The sequence below is a fragment of the Halosimplex rubrum genome (assembly GCF_013415885.1).
In the GTDB taxonomy this organism is placed as follows: Archaea; Halobacteriota; Halobacteria; order Halobacteriales; family Haloarculaceae; genus Halosimplex; species Halosimplex rubrum.
The window spans coordinates 1,959,054-1,976,595 of the sequence record NZ_CP058910.1; the positions used below are offsets into that span (position 1 = coordinate 1,959,054).

The 17,542-nt window shown below is 65.1% G+C and carries 17 protein-coding genes, 1 tRNA gene and 1 CRISPR repeat array; of the genes, 13 read left to right on the forward strand and 5 right to left on the reverse strand.

Features of this window, described 5'->3' with window-relative positions; translation table 11 throughout:
* Positions 1-121: 121 nt before the first annotated feature.
* From HZS55_RS09695 to cas2, 9 genes are all read left to right on the forward strand, one after another.
* Complete coding sequence (locus HZS55_RS09695) at positions 122-1,069, forward strand: nucleoside hydrolase (protein ID WP_179911480.1); 948 nt, start codon at positions 122-124, stop codon at positions 1,067-1,069.
* Between the two features lie 122 nt (positions 1,070-1,191).
* Positions 1,192-1,974 (forward strand): CRISPR-associated endoribonuclease Cas6, encoded by a 783-nt coding sequence (gene cas6 / locus HZS55_RS09700; RefSeq protein ID WP_179911481.1) that lies wholly within the window; start codon positions 1,192-1,194, stop codon positions 1,972-1,974.
* The gene (locus tag HZS55_RS09705; RefSeq protein ID WP_179911482.1) at positions 1,961-4,048 is read left to right on the forward strand and encodes a TM1802 family CRISPR-associated protein; all 2,088 of its coding nucleotides are present in this window, start codon (positions 1,961-1,963) and stop codon (positions 4,046-4,048) included. Before cas6 ends, HZS55_RS09705 begins: the two co-directional genes overlap by 14 nt.
* A complete protein-coding gene (cas7b, locus tag HZS55_RS09710) occupies positions 4,041-5,072 on the forward strand; it encodes a type I-B CRISPR-associated protein Cas7/Csh2 (RefSeq protein WP_179911483.1) in 1,032 nt (343 codons plus the stop codon). The genes HZS55_RS09705 and cas7b overlap by 8 nt, the downstream gene beginning before the upstream one ends.
* Position 5,073: 1 nt before the next feature.
* On the forward strand, positions 5,074-5,943 hold the full coding sequence (gene cas5b, locus HZS55_RS09715) for a type I-B CRISPR-associated protein Cas5b (RefSeq protein ID WP_179911484.1): 870 nt from the start codon (positions 5,074-5,076) through the stop codon (positions 5,941-5,943).
* Complete coding sequence (locus tag HZS55_RS09720) at positions 5,940-8,798, forward strand: CRISPR-associated endonuclease Cas3'' (protein ID WP_179911485.1); 2,859 nt, start codon at positions 5,940-5,942, stop codon at positions 8,796-8,798. The genes cas5b and HZS55_RS09720 overlap by 4 nt, the downstream gene beginning before the upstream one ends.
* Complete coding sequence (cas4, locus tag HZS55_RS09725) at positions 8,795-9,343, forward strand: CRISPR-associated protein Cas4 (RefSeq protein WP_179911486.1); 549 nt, start codon at positions 8,795-8,797, stop codon at positions 9,341-9,343. Before HZS55_RS09720 ends, cas4 begins: the two co-directional genes overlap by 4 nt.
* Before the next feature lie 2 nt (positions 9,344-9,345).
* The gene (cas1b, locus tag HZS55_RS09730) at positions 9,346-10,338 is read left to right on the forward strand and encodes a type I-B CRISPR-associated endonuclease Cas1b (RefSeq protein ID WP_179911487.1); all 993 of its coding nucleotides are present in this window, start codon (positions 9,346-9,348) and stop codon (positions 10,336-10,338) included.
* Position 10,339: 1 nt separating this feature from the next.
* Positions 10,340-10,600 (forward strand): CRISPR-associated endonuclease Cas2, encoded by a 261-nt coding sequence (gene cas2, locus HZS55_RS09735; RefSeq protein WP_179911488.1) that lies wholly within the window; start codon positions 10,340-10,342, stop codon positions 10,598-10,600.
* Between the two features lie 99 nt (positions 10,601-10,699).
* Positions 10,700-11,382: a CRISPR direct-repeat array (repeat unit 30 nt; unit sequence GTTCCAGACGAACCCTTGTGGGGTTGAAGC).
* Positions 11,383-11,525: 143 nt separating this feature from the next.
* On the opposite strand, the gene HZS55_RS09740 is transcribed toward cas2, so the two are convergent.
* The 3 genes from HZS55_RS09740 to HZS55_RS09750 all read right to left on the reverse strand — a co-directional run bounded on the left by HZS55_RS09740 (position 11,526) and on the right by HZS55_RS09750 (position 12,784).
* Positions 11,526-11,600 (reverse strand) — tRNA-Val (locus tag HZS55_RS09740).
* Between the two features lie 166 nt (positions 11,601-11,766).
* Positions 11,767-12,012 carry a DUF7120 family protein gene (locus HZS55_RS09745; protein WP_006885692.1) on the reverse strand — a complete coding sequence of 82 codons (246 nt, stop codon included), beginning with the start codon at positions 12,010-12,012 and terminating at the stop codon, positions 11,767-11,769.
* Positions 12,013-12,106: 94 nt separating this feature from the next.
* Positions 12,107-12,784 (reverse strand): hypothetical protein, encoded by a 678-nt coding sequence (locus tag HZS55_RS09750; RefSeq protein WP_179911489.1) that lies wholly within the window; start codon positions 12,782-12,784, stop codon positions 12,107-12,109.
* Positions 12,785-13,217: 433 nt separating this feature from the next.
* Between HZS55_RS09750 and HZS55_RS09755 the strand changes: the two genes are divergently transcribed.
* Complete coding sequence (locus HZS55_RS09755; protein WP_179911490.1) at positions 13,218-13,760, forward strand: type IV pilin; 543 nt, start codon at positions 13,218-13,220, stop codon at positions 13,758-13,760.
* Between the two features lie 216 nt (positions 13,761-13,976).
* The gene (locus tag HZS55_RS09760) at positions 13,977-14,522 is read left to right on the forward strand and encodes a type IV pilin (protein ID WP_179911491.1); all 546 of its coding nucleotides are present in this window, start codon (positions 13,977-13,979) and stop codon (positions 14,520-14,522) included.
* 178 nt (positions 14,523-14,700) lie between these two features.
* Here the strand turns inward: HZS55_RS09760 and HZS55_RS09765 are convergent, their stop codons facing one another.
* On the reverse strand, positions 14,701-15,711 hold the full coding sequence (locus HZS55_RS09765) for a tyrosine-type recombinase/integrase (protein WP_246308405.1): 1,011 nt from the start codon (positions 15,709-15,711) through the stop codon (positions 14,701-14,703).
* The gene (locus tag HZS55_RS09770; RefSeq protein ID WP_179911492.1) at positions 15,708-15,971 is read right to left on the reverse strand and encodes a hypothetical protein; all 264 of its coding nucleotides are present in this window, start codon (positions 15,969-15,971) and stop codon (positions 15,708-15,710) included. The genes HZS55_RS09765 and HZS55_RS09770 overlap by 4 nt, the downstream gene beginning before the upstream one ends.
* 393 nt (positions 15,972-16,364) lie before the next feature.
* Between HZS55_RS09770 and HZS55_RS09775 the strand changes: the two genes are divergently transcribed.
* Entirely contained in the window at positions 16,365-16,661 is a 297-nt protein-coding gene (locus HZS55_RS09775) for a phage repressor protein (protein ID WP_218927293.1), read from the forward strand.
* Positions 16,662-16,978: 317 nt separating this feature from the next.
* Positions 16,979-17,530: a type IV pilin gene (locus HZS55_RS09780; protein ID WP_179911493.1), complete on the forward strand. Its 552-nt coding sequence runs from the start codon at positions 16,979-16,981 to the stop codon at positions 17,528-17,530.
* Positions 17,531-17,542: the final 12 nt, after the last annotated feature.

Below are 17,542 nucleotides of genomic sequence, written 5' to 3' on the forward strand. Positions count from 1 at the left end.
CGACCCGCTATTGACCGCCCCCCGTGATACATCTCTCGGGTCGCGACCGCGCCGGCCGCCGCCCGCGGCCGCGCCGGTGTCCGATCCCGAACGGCTTACGTCCGGGGTTCGATATCGGGGTATGCGACGCGTCATCGTGGACACGGACACGGCCGGCGACGACACGCAGGCGCTGGCGCTGTCGGTGTTGACCGACCGGCTGTCCGTCGAGGCCGTCACGGTCGTCGCCGGCAACGCCCCCTTCGACCGGCAGGTCGAGAACGCCAAGTACACGCTCTCGCTCGTCGATTCGACCGACGTTCCCGTCTACGAGGGCGCCCGCTCGCCGCTGGTCAAGTCCCACGAACACGCCACCGAGATCCACGGCGAGGGCGGCCTCGGCGGCGATCTCTTCCCCGAGACCGGCGTCGACTCCGCCGAGGGGTTCGCGCCCGAGGAGATCGTCGCCCGCTGTCGCGAGGAACCGGGCGAGATCACCCTGCTCTGTATCGGCCCGCTCACGAACCTCGCGCTCGCGCACGCCCGCGAAGAAGATCTTCCGGCCCTCGTCGACGAGGTGTGGGTGATGGGCGGCGCGGTCGAGCGCCGGGGGAACGTCACGCCCGCCGCGGAGTTCAACGTCTGGGCCGACCCCGACGCCGCGAAACGCGTCCTCGACGCCTTCGACGTGACGCTCGTCGACTGGGGACTCTGTCTGCGGACCGCGCTCGGCCCCGACACGCTGGCGGCGATCGACGCCATCGACACCGACCTCGCCGACTTCTTCCGCGAAGTGACGAAAGTCGTCCGCGACCGCGGCGAAGCCGCAGGTCTCGACGGCATCACCCAGCCCGACGGCCTGACCGCGGCGCTACTCGCGTATCCGGAACTCCGCGAGCGCGTCGGATCGTACGCCGTCGCGGTGGACGAACGCGAGGGGCTCACCCGTGGCTACACCAGCGTCGACTTCGAGGGGGTGACCGGCGAACCGGCCGATACGCGGGTGGTCGAAGCTGCCGATGCCGAGCGGTTCGCCGCGGTGATGCTGGGGATGTTGCGGGAGCGTGAGCCCGACGGCGTCTTCGAGTGACTGCGACTTCACGTTCCATTACTGTTCCACTTTCACTCCGGTCACCTGTCGTTTAATACCCGTCCGAGAAACGAACTGTACAGTGTGGTATGTAACCGAGACAGACGGTACGGGACAGTGAGATGCGCCTGCTGACGGAGCTGTCCGCGCGAGCGGACGCGGCGTTCACGAACGACCACCACCCGAAGATCTGCGGGCGGATCTGGAGCGCACTGGACGGGACCGACTACGACGAGCGTCACGAGAGCGACGAGCCGCCGGGATTCTCGTATTCGCTCGTCTTCCCGCCGCGGGACATGCGCGAGGGCGACGACCGCTATCTGCTCGTCGCCTCGCCCGACGAGGAACTGCTCGCGCACGTCGCGGAGGACCTGCAGGACGAGCGCGAACTCAACGTCGGCGAGATGCCGTTCCGCGTCGAGGACGTGACGGCGCTGGACCCCGACGTGGGCGAACCCGGGACGAGCGGGACGCTCGAATCCGGGACGGGCGTGCTCGTCCGCATCCCGCCGTGGCAGCGCGAGCGCTACGACATCGACGGCGGCCACGGCGATTCGGCGACGTTCTGGCGGCCCGAGCACACGATGGAGCCGTTCCGCACGCAGATCCGGGCGAACCTCGACCGCAAACACGGCCTGTTCGCGCCGGAGTACCTCCCCGGTCCGAGCGACTGCGACGGCGAGTTGTTCGACGGCTACGACCTGCTGAAGACGTACGCGCTCCCGGTCGAGGTGACCGAGGGCCAGCGGATGACCTACGTCCTCAGTAAATGGAAATTGAACTACACAGTCCGAGACGACGACCACCGGCGCCACCTGAATCTCGCGCTCGACTGCGGGATCGGAGAGCGCAACGCGCTCGGATTCGGGTTTCTGAACCTTCAGGAGGACGATGCTGGACGCTGAAGCGCTCCGGAATCTGGACGACGGAACTATCGACGCGGCGCTTCCGGACCGGCCGGTCACGTCGGTTCGAGACCTGCAGTCGCTGTACGGGCGGCTGTACGCGCTCGGTCGCGGCCTGACCGGCGAGTACGGTCCGTTCCTGTCGCCGGACGCCGCGGCGGACTTGGTCGGAGAGGAACGGCTCGTCGTCGTCCGCGTCGAACTCGCGGACGACGAGGTGGCGCTCGCCGACGACCCGGTTCGAGTCGTCCCCTACGTCGAGGAGCGGTCGGGTCCGACGGGTGACGGACTCGTTCCGGACCTGTCCCACGTCGCGCACGCGAAGTTCGAGGCCGCCCGCGGGGTCGACCACAGTATCACGCACCTCTCGGGGCAGACCAACGGTCCCGAGAAGCACGCCGACCACGCGGTCGAGCGGTTCACCCGCTGGCCGAGCGAGGACGCCGTGCGCGAGGAAGCGAGCGACCACGACGACGGCTGGCTGCTCGACGCGCTCGACGAACTCGGAGGGGACGACGACGCGATGGAGCGAGTCGCCGAGGCGGTCGCGGAGGTGACCCGGGAGGGCCAGTACCTCCACACCGTCGCGTTCGGATTCGAGGGCGACGCCGTCGCGACGACCGACCGGTTCGACGCCGACGCGACGTGGCACTTGCCCGGGGAGGTCGAAGTCCTCCAGGAGGCGATGGTTCGCCGCAAGACGACGAAGTTCCGCGCGAAGAACGAGGCCGAGGACGCCAGCGGTGACGGCACCTGTTACGTCGGCGATACCGACGAGGAAGTGTACGGCGTCGTCGACGACCCGCTGAAGTGGTACCTCTCCAAGCAGATGGAGCGGTTCCCGCGGTTCGACCCCGACCAGTCGTGGCGGACGCAGGGGTTGGGCCGCGAGGCGGCCATCGCCGCCCAGAACGCGACGACGTTCCTCGACGCCTGTGCGGAACCGGCGCCCGGTGTGTCGGCGTTCTACTTCCCGTACTTCGAGCGAACACCGACCGTCGGGGACGCAGACGAACTGTACTCGACGCTCGTCAGGCAGACGGAGGGGATCGACGAGAACGCCGTCGCGTCGCTGTACGACGACCTACAGGACGAACCGGGTGAGCCGGCCGAGGACCTCCGCTTCGTTCTCATGGTCGTCGAGAAGTACCAGAAAGACCGGTGGCGACTCCTGGCGTTCGAGCCGAACGGGACGGTCCACTACGGGCTGGAACTCGCAGAGAAGCACCAGGACGCCCTGAACAGTCCACTGTTCGGTGAGGACGGTCCACTGCCGGTCCGCGAGGAGTTCGCCCTGCTCGCACCGGGACGGAATCGCTTGGAGTGGCTGAACGTCGTCACCGGCGTCGGCTACTTCGCGCGGACCTGCGCGCCGCCGGACGACGACGACGAACCGAGCAGCGACGACCTCCGGTTCCGCGCGACCGCGGACGTGGTCGGTGGCCACCGGATCGAGGCGGCGTCGTTGCTCTCGGCGTACGTCGACCGCATCGCGGAGCGGTTCGACCCAGACGACGACTTCCCGTTCCCGGGGACGGCCGTCGCCGAGCAACACGCTCAGCTCACCGCGCTCGCCAACGGCGACCTGTTGGCGACCGACGCGGACACCGACTACACCGTAGACACCACGATGACAGAGACAACGACGGACGACGGCGGAGAACCGAGCCGAACCGAGCGGCTGGACGAGTTCATCGAGCGCCACGACGCGCTGGCCGACGGGGAGCGTCAGGGGGTGTTCGCCCTCGGCGCGCTCGTCGGCCGGATCAGCCGGTACCAGCGGAGCAAAAACCGGAGCATGACCGCCGTCACGCGCCATCCGATCGACAAGATCAGTCGCCACAACGTCACGCAGGTGGCGACCGAGGTGATCGACGCGAACGTCGTCTACTCCGAGGAGGAGGGGTACAACGGGACGATGTACGCGGAACTGATGGACGAAGTCGTCGACGGGTTGCTCGACCGCGACCCGGACGACTGGGACCTGGACACCGCCGACCTCCGGTATCACTACGCGATGGGCATCGCCTACGGACTGAACGACCGCAGCACTTCCGAGTACGACAATGAGTGACGAGACCACCGTCGAGCACCGATCCGAGATCGTCTTCCTGTACGACGCCGTCGACGCCAATCCGAACGGCAACCCCCTCAGCGGAGCGAACCGACCGCGGAAGGACCCCGTGACCGACCAGGCGATCGTCACGGACGTGCGCCTGAAGCGGTACCTCCGCGACCAGCTGGAAGCGGACGGCCACGGCGTCTACATCACGAGCAGCCGCGACGACGGCTACGCGAAGACCCGCGAGCAGATGCTGAAAGACTCCCTCGGTGTCACCGACCCCGAAGACGTGGGCGAGGACGCGTTCGACGGCTTCCTCGACAACGCCGTCGACGCCCGCTATTTCGGCGCGACGCTGAGCATCGACACCGACGACGACGGGATCATCGCCGCCGTCGAGGACCAACTGCCCGACCACCTCACGGGGCCGGTGCAGTTCTCGCCGGGCAAGAGCCTCCATCCGGTCGTCGAGAACGAGGAGTACAACAGCCTCACGAGCGTCATCGGGACCCAGGACGAGAAACAGCAGGGCGGGTTCGACCTCGACGACCACCGGATCAAGTACGCGCTCATCGGCTTTCACGGACTGGTCGACGAGCACGCGGCCGAGGACACGAACCTCACCGAGTCGGACGTTCGTCGGCTCGACACACTCTGCTGGCGTGCCGTCAAGAACCAGACGATCACCCGGAGCAAGGTCGGACAGGAGCCGCGGCTCTACCTCCGCGTCGAGTACGCCGACGAGCGGTTCCACGTCGGCGGACTGACTCACTACCTCGACACGGCCGGCGACGAGTCGGACGCGCGGGCGTACCGGAACGTTCGCGACGTGACCCTCGACGCGACCGACCTGCTCGACAGGCTCGCCGACCACGCCGAGCACGTCGAACGCGTCCACATCGTCGCCGACGGCGCGCTCGACGTCGTGGCCGGCGGCGAGCCGATCGACCTCCCCGCGGCGCTGTCCGACCGACTCGGCTCCGATCGGGTCCGCGAGGTAGACGTGTACGACGAGTCCGAGGCGACGCGGCCCTGAGATGCAGACGGAATTGACCGAACACGAGACGGCGGAGCAGTCGGACGGAGAGTCGCGCGAGCGGTCGGCACGGACGCCACCCGACCGGTGTCTGTCGCTGACCGTCGAGGGTCCGTGGGGCCACTTCCGCCGCGTCGACGGGAACACGATCAAGGCGACCTACCGGCTTCCGCCGCGGACGACGGTCGCCGGACTGCTCGCGGCCGTCGCGGGCTACGAGCGCGACGGCTACTACGACGTGTTCGACCGCGACCGGTCGGGCATCGCCGTCCAGCCCGTCGCCTCGGGCGACGACGCGAGCGAGACGGCGTCGATCCCGCGAACGATGAACCTGCCGGAGAACAGCCTGACGACCTCGAACGAGGGGATGAAGGCCGTCAACGCTCGGGGGAAAGTGAGCGTCCGCTATCCGGACCCCCAGGCCGATCGCCAGCGCGTCAACTACGAGGTGCTGGTCGAACCCGCCTACCGGCTCGATGTCTGGCTGGCGGACGACGCGGCCTACGACCGGCTTCACGACCGACTCGCGGACGGTCGCTCCGAGTACGTCCCGTCGCTCGGGCTCTCGGAGTTCCTCGCTTCGGTGACCTTCCACGGGGAGTTCTCTCCCGAGCAGTTGTCCGAAAGCGACGACCCCGTCGCCGTCGAGTCGGCGTTGCCCGCCCCCGACGGTATCGTTCCCTCGTCCGACCATCCGCACGGGACCGAGCGCTCGCCCGGAGACATGACGACGACCGAGCGCTCCGGGGAGTTCACCGGCCGGAAGACGACGGAGTATCTCCGCTGGGCGTACAGTCGCGATGGGACGGCGCTGAAAGCGACCGGCGTCGACGCGATGCGCGTCGACGGACGAACGGTGGTGTTCTCGTGACCTTGGACGCCGAGGACCCGAACTGGCCGGAGTTGCTGTCCCACCCCGTCGACGACGGCCGAGACGAGACGGTACTCGAACGACACCTTCTGACGGTCGCCGGCCGTGCGAGGGAGGTGACGCCCGAAGACACCGAGACGGCGTGTGGTCGTCCGCTTCACGACGCGGCGGCACTCGTCGGGCTGGCGCACGACTTCGGGAAGGCGACGACGATGTTCCAGACGCACATCGGGAACGACTCCGGCGACGAGGAGCCGTCCCACCACGCGCGCCTGGGCGGATTGATCGCCTACTACGCGCTGAGCCGAATGGGGTACGGTCCGAAGACGTGTTTCGCCGGTCTGGTCGCCGTCGCGAAACACCACGGAACGCTGCCGAACGCCGAGTCGTTCGTCTCGACCGGTCTGGAACAGGACGGGACGTGGGAGTGCTGGGACGACAACCGGGCGGGATACAACGGCCACGCGCGCCAACAGGCCGCGAACATCGAGGAGCATCACCCGGAGTTCGCCCGCGCGGTCGTCGATAGACTCGTCGGCGAAGAGGGGTGCTGGAGCGAGTTCCTCGGACTGCTGGGCGCCACCGAACCCGGCGACGCCGACGACCCTTCGGCGAGTCTCCGTGACTGTCTCCGAGAGCGGTTCATGTACGAGCGGCGTCGTTATCAACCCGATTCGAAACTGTTCGACGACGGGGAGACCTACCTCGACGCGCTGCGCCTGTACGGGACGCTCACCTTCGCCGACAAGACTCACGCCGCCGGCGTGACCGACGACGACGAACGGATCCACGCCGACCAGCTCGACCCCTCGCAGGTCTGGAACCACATCGAAACTCTGGGGGTCGACGACGCGGACCCCGACGCGCTCGAAGCGCGGCTCAACGAGGTTCGCAGCACCGTTCAGGATCACATCGGCGGACGCCGGGACGGCGGCGACCCGGTCGCGGAGTTCCTCGGTTCGGACCGGGACGTGGCGACGCTCACGCTCCCGACGGGATACGGCAAGACGCTCACCGGACTGCTCGCGGCGGCGCGCATCCGAGCGGCGACCGGCGGCGACCGCATCGTCTACGCCTTGCCGTTTACCTCGGTCATCGACCAGACAGCGGCTGTCTTCGACGGTCTGCTGGGAGGCGGTCCCGACGACTCGGACGCTGCCGACCTCGACGAGTCGGACCCGGCGACGGGCCGGCGACTGACCAAACACCACCACCTCTCGGAGGCGCTGACGCTTCCGAACGACGACGAAGACGAACCCACCACCGAAGAGCCGACGGACGAGGAGATGGCCCGGGCGACGATGCTCGCCGAGAGCTGGCGAGCGGGCGTCACGCTCACGACGTTCGTCCAGCTATTCGAGAGTCTCGCGGGACCGTCCAACACGCAGAGTATGAAGCTCCCGGCGCTGTACGACAGCGTCGTCATCGTCGACGAGCCGCAGGCGCTGCCGCTGCCGTGGTGGCCCCTCGTTGCCCGACTCGTCGAAGCGCTGGCCGACGAGTACGGTGCAACCGTCGTGTTGATGACCGCGACGCAGCCGCGCATCGTCGACGACGAGCGGACGGTCCCGCTGCTGGACAGCGAGACGCTCGCTACGCTCGAACGGGAGACCGACAGCGACCTCCCCGACCGCGTCGAGTACGAGTTCCACCCGACGGCGCTCGAGACCGGCGACGACGACGCCGATGTCGTCGACTACGAGACCGCGGCGACTTCGCTCGTCGAGCGCGTGACTGGGACGACCGAATCGGTGCTCGCGATCTGTAACACGATCGACAGCACGGGTGACCTGTTCGACGCCGTCACGGGCGAACTGGAGAACCGTTCCGAGACCGCTGCGACCGACGACGGATTCGTCGACGTCGCGACGCGGTTCGAAGCGGAGATCGTCCGCGACGACACCGACCGGATCGGCGTCCCGCCGACGGACGACGCCGAACGGTATCGAGCAGCGTTCGTTCGGGGGATCGCCGAGACAGCCGGAGGGGAGCGACCGGCCGTCCTGTTCCTCTCGACGCGGTTGCGGCCGTGCGACCGTCGGTTCCTGCTGACCGTCGCCGAGGAGCTGACGGCGGAGTCGATTCCGACGCTCCTGGTCTCGACGCAGCTCGTGGAAGCCGGCGTCGACGTGAGCTTCGACCGCGTGTACCGCGATTTCGCGCCGCTCGACAGCATCGTCCAGGCCGCCGGCCGGTGCAATCGGTCGTTCGAGCGCGCCCCCGAGGCCGGGGAAGTTTCCGTATGGCGTCTCGCCGTCCCGGAGGGCAGCGAGACGCTTCCCTCCGAAGCGGTGTACGCGCGTCGCGACCGGAAGACCGACATGGACCTGCTGGAGCGAACCCGGACGGCGCTCGCGGACGTTCCAGTCGGTGAGGCCGTCCCCGAGTCCGGAGTCGCCGAGGACGCCGTCGAGACGTATCACGACCTGGTCGGCGAGACGGTGGAGACGATGGCCGACGACAACGACCTGCTAACCCAGTTTCGACGCGCCGAGGGGGACGAACTCCGAACCGCGTCGCTCATCGATTCGCCGTTCTCCTTCGAAGTGTACGTCTGCCGGAACGAGGCGGAGTACGACCGAGTCGAGGAGTACCGAGTTGCCGAACGGAACTACGAGTTCGACGAGATGGAGCGACTGAAGTCACAGCTCGGAGAGATCCGCGTCTCGGTGCCGGCTTACCGGCGTGATTCGGACACGGCTCGGAAGTTGACCAACCTGAAACCCCTGTCCCACGACGGCGAGAAACGCGACGCGACCGAGCGGGTACTGCGCCCGGACGACGACCCGTCGTTTTTCGACGCGCAAACGGGGGTCGACGTGCCCGAGAGCACCGTCGACGCACGTATCCTATGAGCGAATCGATCGACCCCGTCGACCGCTTGCTCGCGACCGCACGCGGCGACGCCGCCGCGGACCCGTTCCGCGTCACGGGCGTCATGATGCAGTACTACCACGCCTGTGAACGCGAGCTGTGGTTCGCGAGCCGCCAGCTCGAGATCGACCGCGAGAATCCGGCCGTCGTCCGCGGCACCCGGGTGGACGAGACGGCCTACGGCGGCCGCGAGAGCAAACAGCTCGGGATGATCGCCATCGACCTGCTCGAGGACGGTCGCGTCGTCGAGGTCAAGCCCTCCTCGAAGCTGGTCGAACCGGCGCGGATGCAGCTGGCGTACTACCTCTGGTACCTCGACCGCGTCGCGGGCGTCCAGCGCGATGGCGTCCTCGCACACCCGCGTGAACGCGAGCGCGAGACGGTCGAGCTCACCGACGACCTCGCCGAGCGCGTCGAGGACGCTATCCGGGGCATTCACGATCTCGTCACCGAGGAATCCCCGCCACCGGCCGAGGAGAAGCCCTTCTGCGAGGCCTGTGCGTATCACGACTTCTGCTGGTGTTGACCATGGACAGAAACTACCACGTCTTCTCGAACGGCCGGCTGGAACGACACGAAGACACGCTCAGACTCGCGACCGAGGACGGCGAGAAGAAACACATCCCGATCGAGAACGCCGAAGCGGTCTACCTGCACGGCCAGATCGATTTCAACACGCGATTACTATCGTTCCTGAACGACAACGGCATCGCCGCGCACGTCTTCGGCTGGAACGACTACTACTCCGGGTCGGTGATGCCCGAGCGAGGCCAGACATCCGGTCGAACGGTCGTCTCCCAGGTCCGCGCGTACGACGACCCCGCACACCGGCGCGACCTCGCCGCCGCGTTCGTCCGCGGGAGTATCCACAACATGCGGGCGAACGTCGCCTACTACGACGGGCGGTCGGCCGACCTCGACGCGACGCTAGAGCGTCTCGATACGGTGGCCGACAGCGTCGCCGAGGCCGACGACGTCGAGGAACTCATGGGTGTCGAGGCGACGGCGCGAAAGGCGTACTACGGGACCTTCGACAGCGTCCTCCGGGACGAGTTCGAACTCGGGACGCGGGAGTACAATCCGCCGCCCAACGAGGTGAACAGTCTGCTCTCGTTCGGGAACGCGCTCGTCTACGCCAACTGCGTCTCGGCCATTCGCGCGACGGCGCTCGATCCCGCGGTGAGCTATCTCCACGAACCCGGTGAGCGACGCTACTCCCTGTCGCTCGACCTCGCGGACCTGTTCAAGCCGCTGCTCACTGACCGCGTCCTGTTTCGGCTGGTCAATCGCCGTCAGATCACGACTGACGACTTCGAGACCGAACTCGGGGAGTGTTTGCTCACCGAACGTGGGCGGCAGACGTTCTCGAAGGAGTTCGAGGAGACGCTCGAACGGACCGTCGAGCATCCGGAGCTGAACCGAAAAGTGAGTTACCAGTACCTCCTGCGGCTGGAGGCGTACAAGTTGAAGAAACATCTGCTCGCCGGAGAGGCCTACGAGCCGTTCCGACGGTGGTGGTGACGTGTACGTCGTCCTCGTCTACGATATGGAGGCCGACCGCACCCAGCGGATGCTGAGACTCTGTCGTCGGTATCTCACCCACGTTCAAAACTCCGTCCTCGAGGGGGAAATCTCCGAAGGCGACCTGGCAACACTCCGCGGCGAGATCGAAGACACCCTGATAGCTGGCGAATCCGTCATCGTCTACGAACTCTCGTCGGACACACTCCTCGACCGCACCGTCTACGGTGACGACCCGACCGAGGACAGCCGCTTCCTCTGAGCCGTCGACCCCCCGGGGGGTAGCGGGGTATCGATGGTCGACGGAAACACTGAACTGTGAACGGCCCATAGACCCACTTAGTGCCCGGTTTCGGGCATGGTTCCAGACGAACCCTTGTGGGGTTGAAGCCCGACCCGGTCGAGAGCGTCGCGCCGGGCCGACTGGTTCCAGACGAACCCTTGTGGGGTTGAAGCAAAGCGGCAGAGCCTCGCAGACGCCGGGTTTGAGGGGTTCCAGACGAACCCTTGTGGGGTTGAAGCGTACCGCCCTCCTTGAACGCGACGTAAAGCGGGTCGTCGTTCCAGACGAACCCTTGTGGGGTTGAAGCCCCTGCTCGTCGGTGTGTTCGGTCTCGCCGGTCGGTTCCAGACGAACCCTTGTGGGGTTGAAGCATGTCGATGTTCGTCGGTGACACCGACAATGGTAGTTCCAGACGAACCCTTGTGGGGTTGAAGCCTCTAACTCGGATTCCTCGGTATCGATGAACCACGTTCCAGACGAACCCTTGTGGGGTTGAAGCGTCCCGCGGGGGTGGACGCAGTCGTACCAGTCCGCCGTTCCAGACGAACCCTTGTGGGGTTGAAGCAACTGGGGTCCGAATCAAGAAGCGTGCGGGCCGTGGTTCCAGACGAACCCTTGTGGGGTTGAAGCGCCATCGCGGGCGGCGGCAAGCGCGCGGGCGAACAGTTCCAGACGAACCCTTGTGGGGTTGAAGCACTACGGCGACCACGAGGACGCGAAGCTCGCCGGCTGTTCCAGACGAACCCTTGTAAGGTCGAAAATCACCCAGGAAGGGACAGGTCTAGAGTATCCAGCCCGTGTCCGTCGTTCGATTTACTGCGTTCACGGGATCGGACCTCTCGTCCCATCCGAGCGAGCAGCTATGAACGCACAGTAGCATCTCACCGGTCGATCCTGCAAGAAGTGGGTTGGGGCGGATTTGAACCGCCGGCCTCCTCCATGTCAAGGAGGTGTCATAACCAACCTAGACCACCAACCCGCGCTTGCCTGCTACACTCTCGAATTGAGGACAGGGATAATTGAAGGTTTCGAAGACGGCCCGCGAGCAGGGGTCGATCCGCGGGAGGGCACCCGAGTCCCGCCGGTAGTCGAACCGAGCGCGGACGACCGGGTCCAGCCGGGTGGGAGCGACCTCGGCACGGCCCTCAGAACGAGAAGTCGTCGTCCTCTTCGCGCATCCCCGGGTCCTCGGCGGTGTCCCACATGTCGTCGGCGAACTCGTCGGCCATGTCCGTCTCGGCGACCTCCTCGCCGGTGTCGCGGGTGTAGGCGTCCAGCCCCATCGAGAGTAACTCCTCGACGGCGGCCTCGCGGCTGACGAACTCCTCCTCGGTCATGCGTTCGAGCTTCGTGAATACGTCCTCCGGAAGTGAGACTTCGACGGTGGGCATGGGTTGTCGGTTTACACTCGGGAGTGAAGTGTTTTGAGTATTTGGGCTCTGGGTGCAGATCGAACCCCTCCGTGCCCGGGTAGTGTCGGTCGCGTTACTGACCGGCGGTGATCGACAGTTCGACGGTGGCAGTCGCGCCGCTCGCACCACCGGAAGAGTCGGTCGACTCCGACTCGCCGCTCGTCGAGTCGGTCTCCATCGACTCCGTCGCCGTCGAGTCCCCGCTCGAATCGGTCGAATCGGGCGTCGCCGTCGGGGTCGCCGTCGGCGTCGGTTCGGGCGTCGGCGGCTGAGCACGGCCCATCTCGGAGTTGTCGAAGGTGAGGAAGTACGTCCCCTCGCTGATCCCGGCCGACGAGGACCCCTCCATGTTCTCCTGAACCGTATGCGCGGAGTTGTAGTTGACCTGGTACCCCTGCTCGAAGTAGTTGAACTCGCCGTCGCGGATCATCAGCACGTCGATCGCCGGCCCGCTCGTAACGGTGAAGTTGTACTTGAGGGCGCCGCCGTTCGGGAACGAGAGTTCGTACGCCTTGTGCTCCCCCGTGGGGATCTCGATGGTCTCCTCGATCTCCTCGAAGATATCGGTAACGTCGGTGTTCTCCGGGAACGGACCCGAATTACCGCCGTCGCCACCGCCGCCACCGCCCCCACCACCGCCGCCACCGCCGCCACCGCCACTGCCGCCCCCGCCCCCACCGTTTCCACACCCTGCGAGCGCCGAGAGACTTGCTGCACCCATTGCCAGGACTGCACGACGTGTTCGAACCATGGGGCCAGATACCGCCTTCCATTACAAATATGTGTCGACCACTACCACACGAGTTGGCGGTCGCGGTCGACGGGCCGCCCGCGCGAATATGGTCGCGCTACCGCCACCCCCGAGCGAGGGACCGCGCGTTCGGAGTCGGCTACCGCGGCCGGCGCGGCCCGAACCGGACAGCACGCGGTTCTGGTTAGATATCGAATACTTCACGTGCGAATGGTCGCTAAACAGCTATGTCGGGCGTTTTAGCGGTTTTTCGGGGCCGTTTTCAGCGTTCGTTACTACCGTTCAACCCGGGCTTGAACGGCGAAACCTCCGGTTGAACGGGCGGTTCGGGGAAAACGCAACCCCGGGTTTATGTGGGTAAGCCGGGACTACTCGGGTAGCATCTCGCAGGGGTGTGCGTGTCAGCGCGCCAGAAGAGATGCGGTGAATACACATGGATATCAAGCAACTCTTCGACGACGACGACGCGGTGTCGCCGGTTATCGGCGTCATCCTGATGGTCGCGATCACGGTCATCCTCGCGGCCGTCATCGCGTCGTTCGTCCTCGGTCTCGGGAATCAGGCACAGCAAGGCGCACCGACTGCAACCATCGGCTTCGACTACGAGCAGGTCGACGAGAATCCGACAACTAATTGGGGCGTTCTCTCGATCTCCCACGACGGTGGTGACTCCGTCTCCGATCAGGAACTGTACGTGCGTGGGAGCGGATTCAACGGGACGGATATACATGGTACGGATGTCCCCGCTGTCTCTAAAGATTTAGGGACCTACGTCCGGGACAACGGTGGCTCGCAGATCCACCACAGCAGCGCGGGCCTCTGGAATGGTACCAAGAGCGGTGACGACAGCGCCATCGTCTCGGGCGACCGCGCGAACGTCTACGTCAGCTCGGACTACGAGGTCAGCGTCGTCTATCAGGCTCAGGAGGGCGACACCTCCTCGACCCTGAACGAGCAGGAAGGCCCCGACGCCTAACTCGCGTCACTCTCTTTCCGTTTTATCACACCACGTAGCCGCGGCTCTCGCCGTCGAGAACCGTCCGTTCCGTCGCTACGGAACTCCAAGCCCGGCTTGAACGCGATAAATGTCTCCTGATCGGCCGGTACGCGCGAAAACGGCGTCGTGGACTTATGTACGTAACCGGGAAGCATCCGGATAGCACTGCGCAACGGCGCGGGTGCTGGTGGACACATGCACATCACAGGGCTTCTCTCGGACGACGACGCGGTGTCGCCGGTCATCGGCGTCGTACTGATGGTCGCGATCACGGTGATTCTCGCGGCCGTCATCGCGTCGCTCGTCCTCGGGTACGGGAACCAGACCGGGCCGCAGACACCGACGACGAGCTTCGACGACGAGTACACGCCGGTCCCCGACCACGCCGGGTCGGGCTACGCGACGATCTCTCATCGGGGCGGCGACTCGATCGACTTCGACGCGCTGTACGTCCGCGGGTCGGGCTTCAACGCCTCCGACACCGCCCACGGGAACGTACAGTCGTCGGACTCGCTGGACGTACAGGACGAGTTCTACGAGGACGGCGAGACCGTGGGGCTCCACGTCAACGAGACCGGGTTCTGGCCCGCCGACCGAACCTCCGGCGAGGAGAGCCGAATCGTCACCGAAGACTCGATCAACGTCCCCGTCGACCGCGACTACGAGCTGACGCTGGTGTATCGATCGCCGCACGACGAGTCCTCGTCGGTCGTCTACACGGCCGAGGGTCCCGGCGCCTGACCGCGACACCCGCTTCCGTCGACGATACCGCCGTCGGTTCGCGTGCTGTGCTCCGACAGATGGCGCTCCGTCGGGTAGTGCGTGTAGAAACTGAGTGGGCCAACGCGGGTTCGGCGGATTCGGCGATTGGCGTGCTCTGCGTCTCGTTTTCGGAGGTATTTGCACTCATGATGTTGCCTCAGTTTCGCAGGTACTCGCGTCGCTGTTCCATCTTCTCGCGCTCGGTGCGCCGGTCGTAGTGCTTGTCCAGCACTTTCTGACTCACGTCCATCCGGTCGCTCACGATCTCGACTGGCACCTCGTCGAGCAGGTGGGACGTGATCGCGCCGGAACGCACGTCGTGCGGTGACCGCGACGAAGGGCACTTGCTTGCCAGCGAGTGCTCGGTCGCGTCGCAGTCCTCCGGCTTCCGGTCGTGTGGGCAGGGACCGTACTCGCATGGCCGAGTGACGCCGTACACCGCATTGCGGACACAGGATGTCGAGACTCGGCCCTGCGCAGTGGTCAGTAGCGGCTCGCGGTCGTACTCGTCACGCGTGTCGGCGCGCGGACCGTCGATATAGTCCTCCAGAATCTCGGCCGTCTCCGGTCGGAGAGCAACCCACCGTTCGCCGTGCTCCTTGTTTTTTAGCGGGGTTTCCTGCCCAGGGCGGTGGACCAGCTCGACGCCGGGCGCGTCGCGGTCGAAGTCCTCCAGGTCGATAGCGCGGGCACTGCCCATGCGGATACCGGTACACCAAAGCAACCGCAGGACCACATGGTCGCGACTCGCGTACTGATACTTGCGGAGATGTTCGAGGATATCTGCCGCGCGGTCCTCGTCGAGCGTCGTTCGACTGGCCTGCTCGCTCTCCGGGACCGACGGGAGAAGAATCTTCTCCGCCAGTCCCTCGTGTACCGCGTCGACAGACGCGCAAAACCGGAGGAACATCCGCAGGGTCGATAGCTGGCCCTGGAGGGTCACGGGCTTGATGTCGTCTTCCTGGCGCCGGTAGACGCGGTACGTGTGGAGTTTCCGGCCGGTCAAGTCGTTGAGATTGTGGATCCCTTCGACTTCCTCGCACCACTCCACGAACTGCTCTAGGCGGTAGCCGTGCGAACTGAGCGTTTGCTCCGATACCTCGCCCTTGCGCTGGTCGAGATACAGCTCTACAGCGGGCTCGGGAGCGAGCGGCTCCAAGTTGCTCACGCCGATCCCCTCCGGTCGAGATCTCGGTCGTAGGGTCCGGCGGGCGTCAGAAGCTGCACCTCGTCGCGTGCGTAGTGGTCACCGTTCGTCTTGTCGCGAAGTTCGTGGAACACCCCATCCACACCCTCGGCGCGGGCGCAGGATACACACCAGAAGTGGTGATTCGTGGGCTCCCAGTCGCGATGGCCGCGGGGACAGGTGAATCGCCAACGGTCGTTCTCGTCTTCAATTCGGACGGTCTTCTTCTCGTCTACCGACATAGCCGGGTCGGGCTGACGGACTGGGAGGTAAAAGGGGAAATCCACGGACGCACAGTGAAAGTAAAGTGCCGGAATCCCGCAACTGACCCCTCCGACCGGCGACGTATCGGACGGCTGAACGGCCGAGCCGCCGGTGAAAGTAGTTCCTGCTCGATACCGCTCGCCACCTGGCTTATGCCAGCGTGCATATCTCGTCGTCATGTGTTCGCTCACAGAGCGGACCCGGCCGGCGCGTAGGGGCGTCGGTCGACGACTCTTTCTCGCAACCAACTCGCACCTGACCGGTATCCGCTTCTATCACCACCGTTGTGACGACCTAACTTAAGCTTTGATGCAAGAATTGTAGTCATAGAATGCATGAAAGTTGTTTGAAAACGTGCCACCGGTCAAACTATGAGTAACCCATCTGACAGCGAAAACGAGATGCACCGCCGAGTTGAGTGGCTCAAGCCATCAGACCGCGTAATAGTGTCTGAACTGGCGGATTACGGTGGCTGGATGAAATCGGCGAGCTTGGCCCTGAACATCCCATATACTAACCGTCACATCTCCCGGCGGTGCAAAATCCTCGCTGAACACGGACTACTGGAACGCCACGAGGATACGGCAGGATACCGGATAACAGACTTCGGCCAGCAATTCCTGAACGATGAACTCGATGCTGACGATCTCCGGCTTGACGACGAGTGAGGTTGTCCGGATAAATTTTAGTTCACTGAGATAAGACCTTGATTTGCACCGCGACTGCCGACGGGCAATAGCGTGGGTGGCGTCCGCGTAACTGACACCAACCCCGTCACTGGCGTTCCGCTCTGGTGCGAAGAGATTCACCGCATCTCTCCGGGCCTTGCCCGGTTTTCGGAGATATAAACAATCTCGACAGCATTCAATAGACCCTTGATCTGTTTGTCCCACTGTGTAATTGCCCGATAAGTGTGCTTGAATGGCTCGTGTCGAGAAACAGCAAGTACCCTTTAAGATACTATCCGGATACTGGCCAGTCGCACATGGATCTGAAGCAGTTACTGAACGACGACGACGCGGTGTCGCCGGTCATCGGCGTCATCCTGATGGTCGCGATCACGGTCATCCTCGCGGCCGTCATCGCGTCGTTCGTCCTTGGGCTGGGTAATCAGGCACAGCAGGGTTCACCGACCGCGACGATCGGTTTCGACTATCAAGAGGTCCACGAATTCAGTGATCAAGATAATGTGGGCGTGACCACAGTGTCGCATGATGGTGGCGATTCAGTTAACTCCGAAGAGTTGTACATTCGCGGCAGCGGATTCTTCGACATCAATTCGCTGGGTGATTCGGCGCGTAATGATTGGAGTGACTGGCTCAAAGCGAATGCCAGCGCACCAACCATCGACCACCGCAATGCATCGTTGAACAGTGGTCAGTGGAATGGTACAGCCAGCGGAGATGACAGCGCAGTCGTTTCGGGCGACCGAGCGTACGTCGCGGCCAATTCCACCTACGAATTCAGTGTTGTCTATCAGGCTCAGGAGGGCGACACCTCCTCGACGCTGAACGAGCAGGAAGGCCCCGACGCCTAATCGGAACTTCGA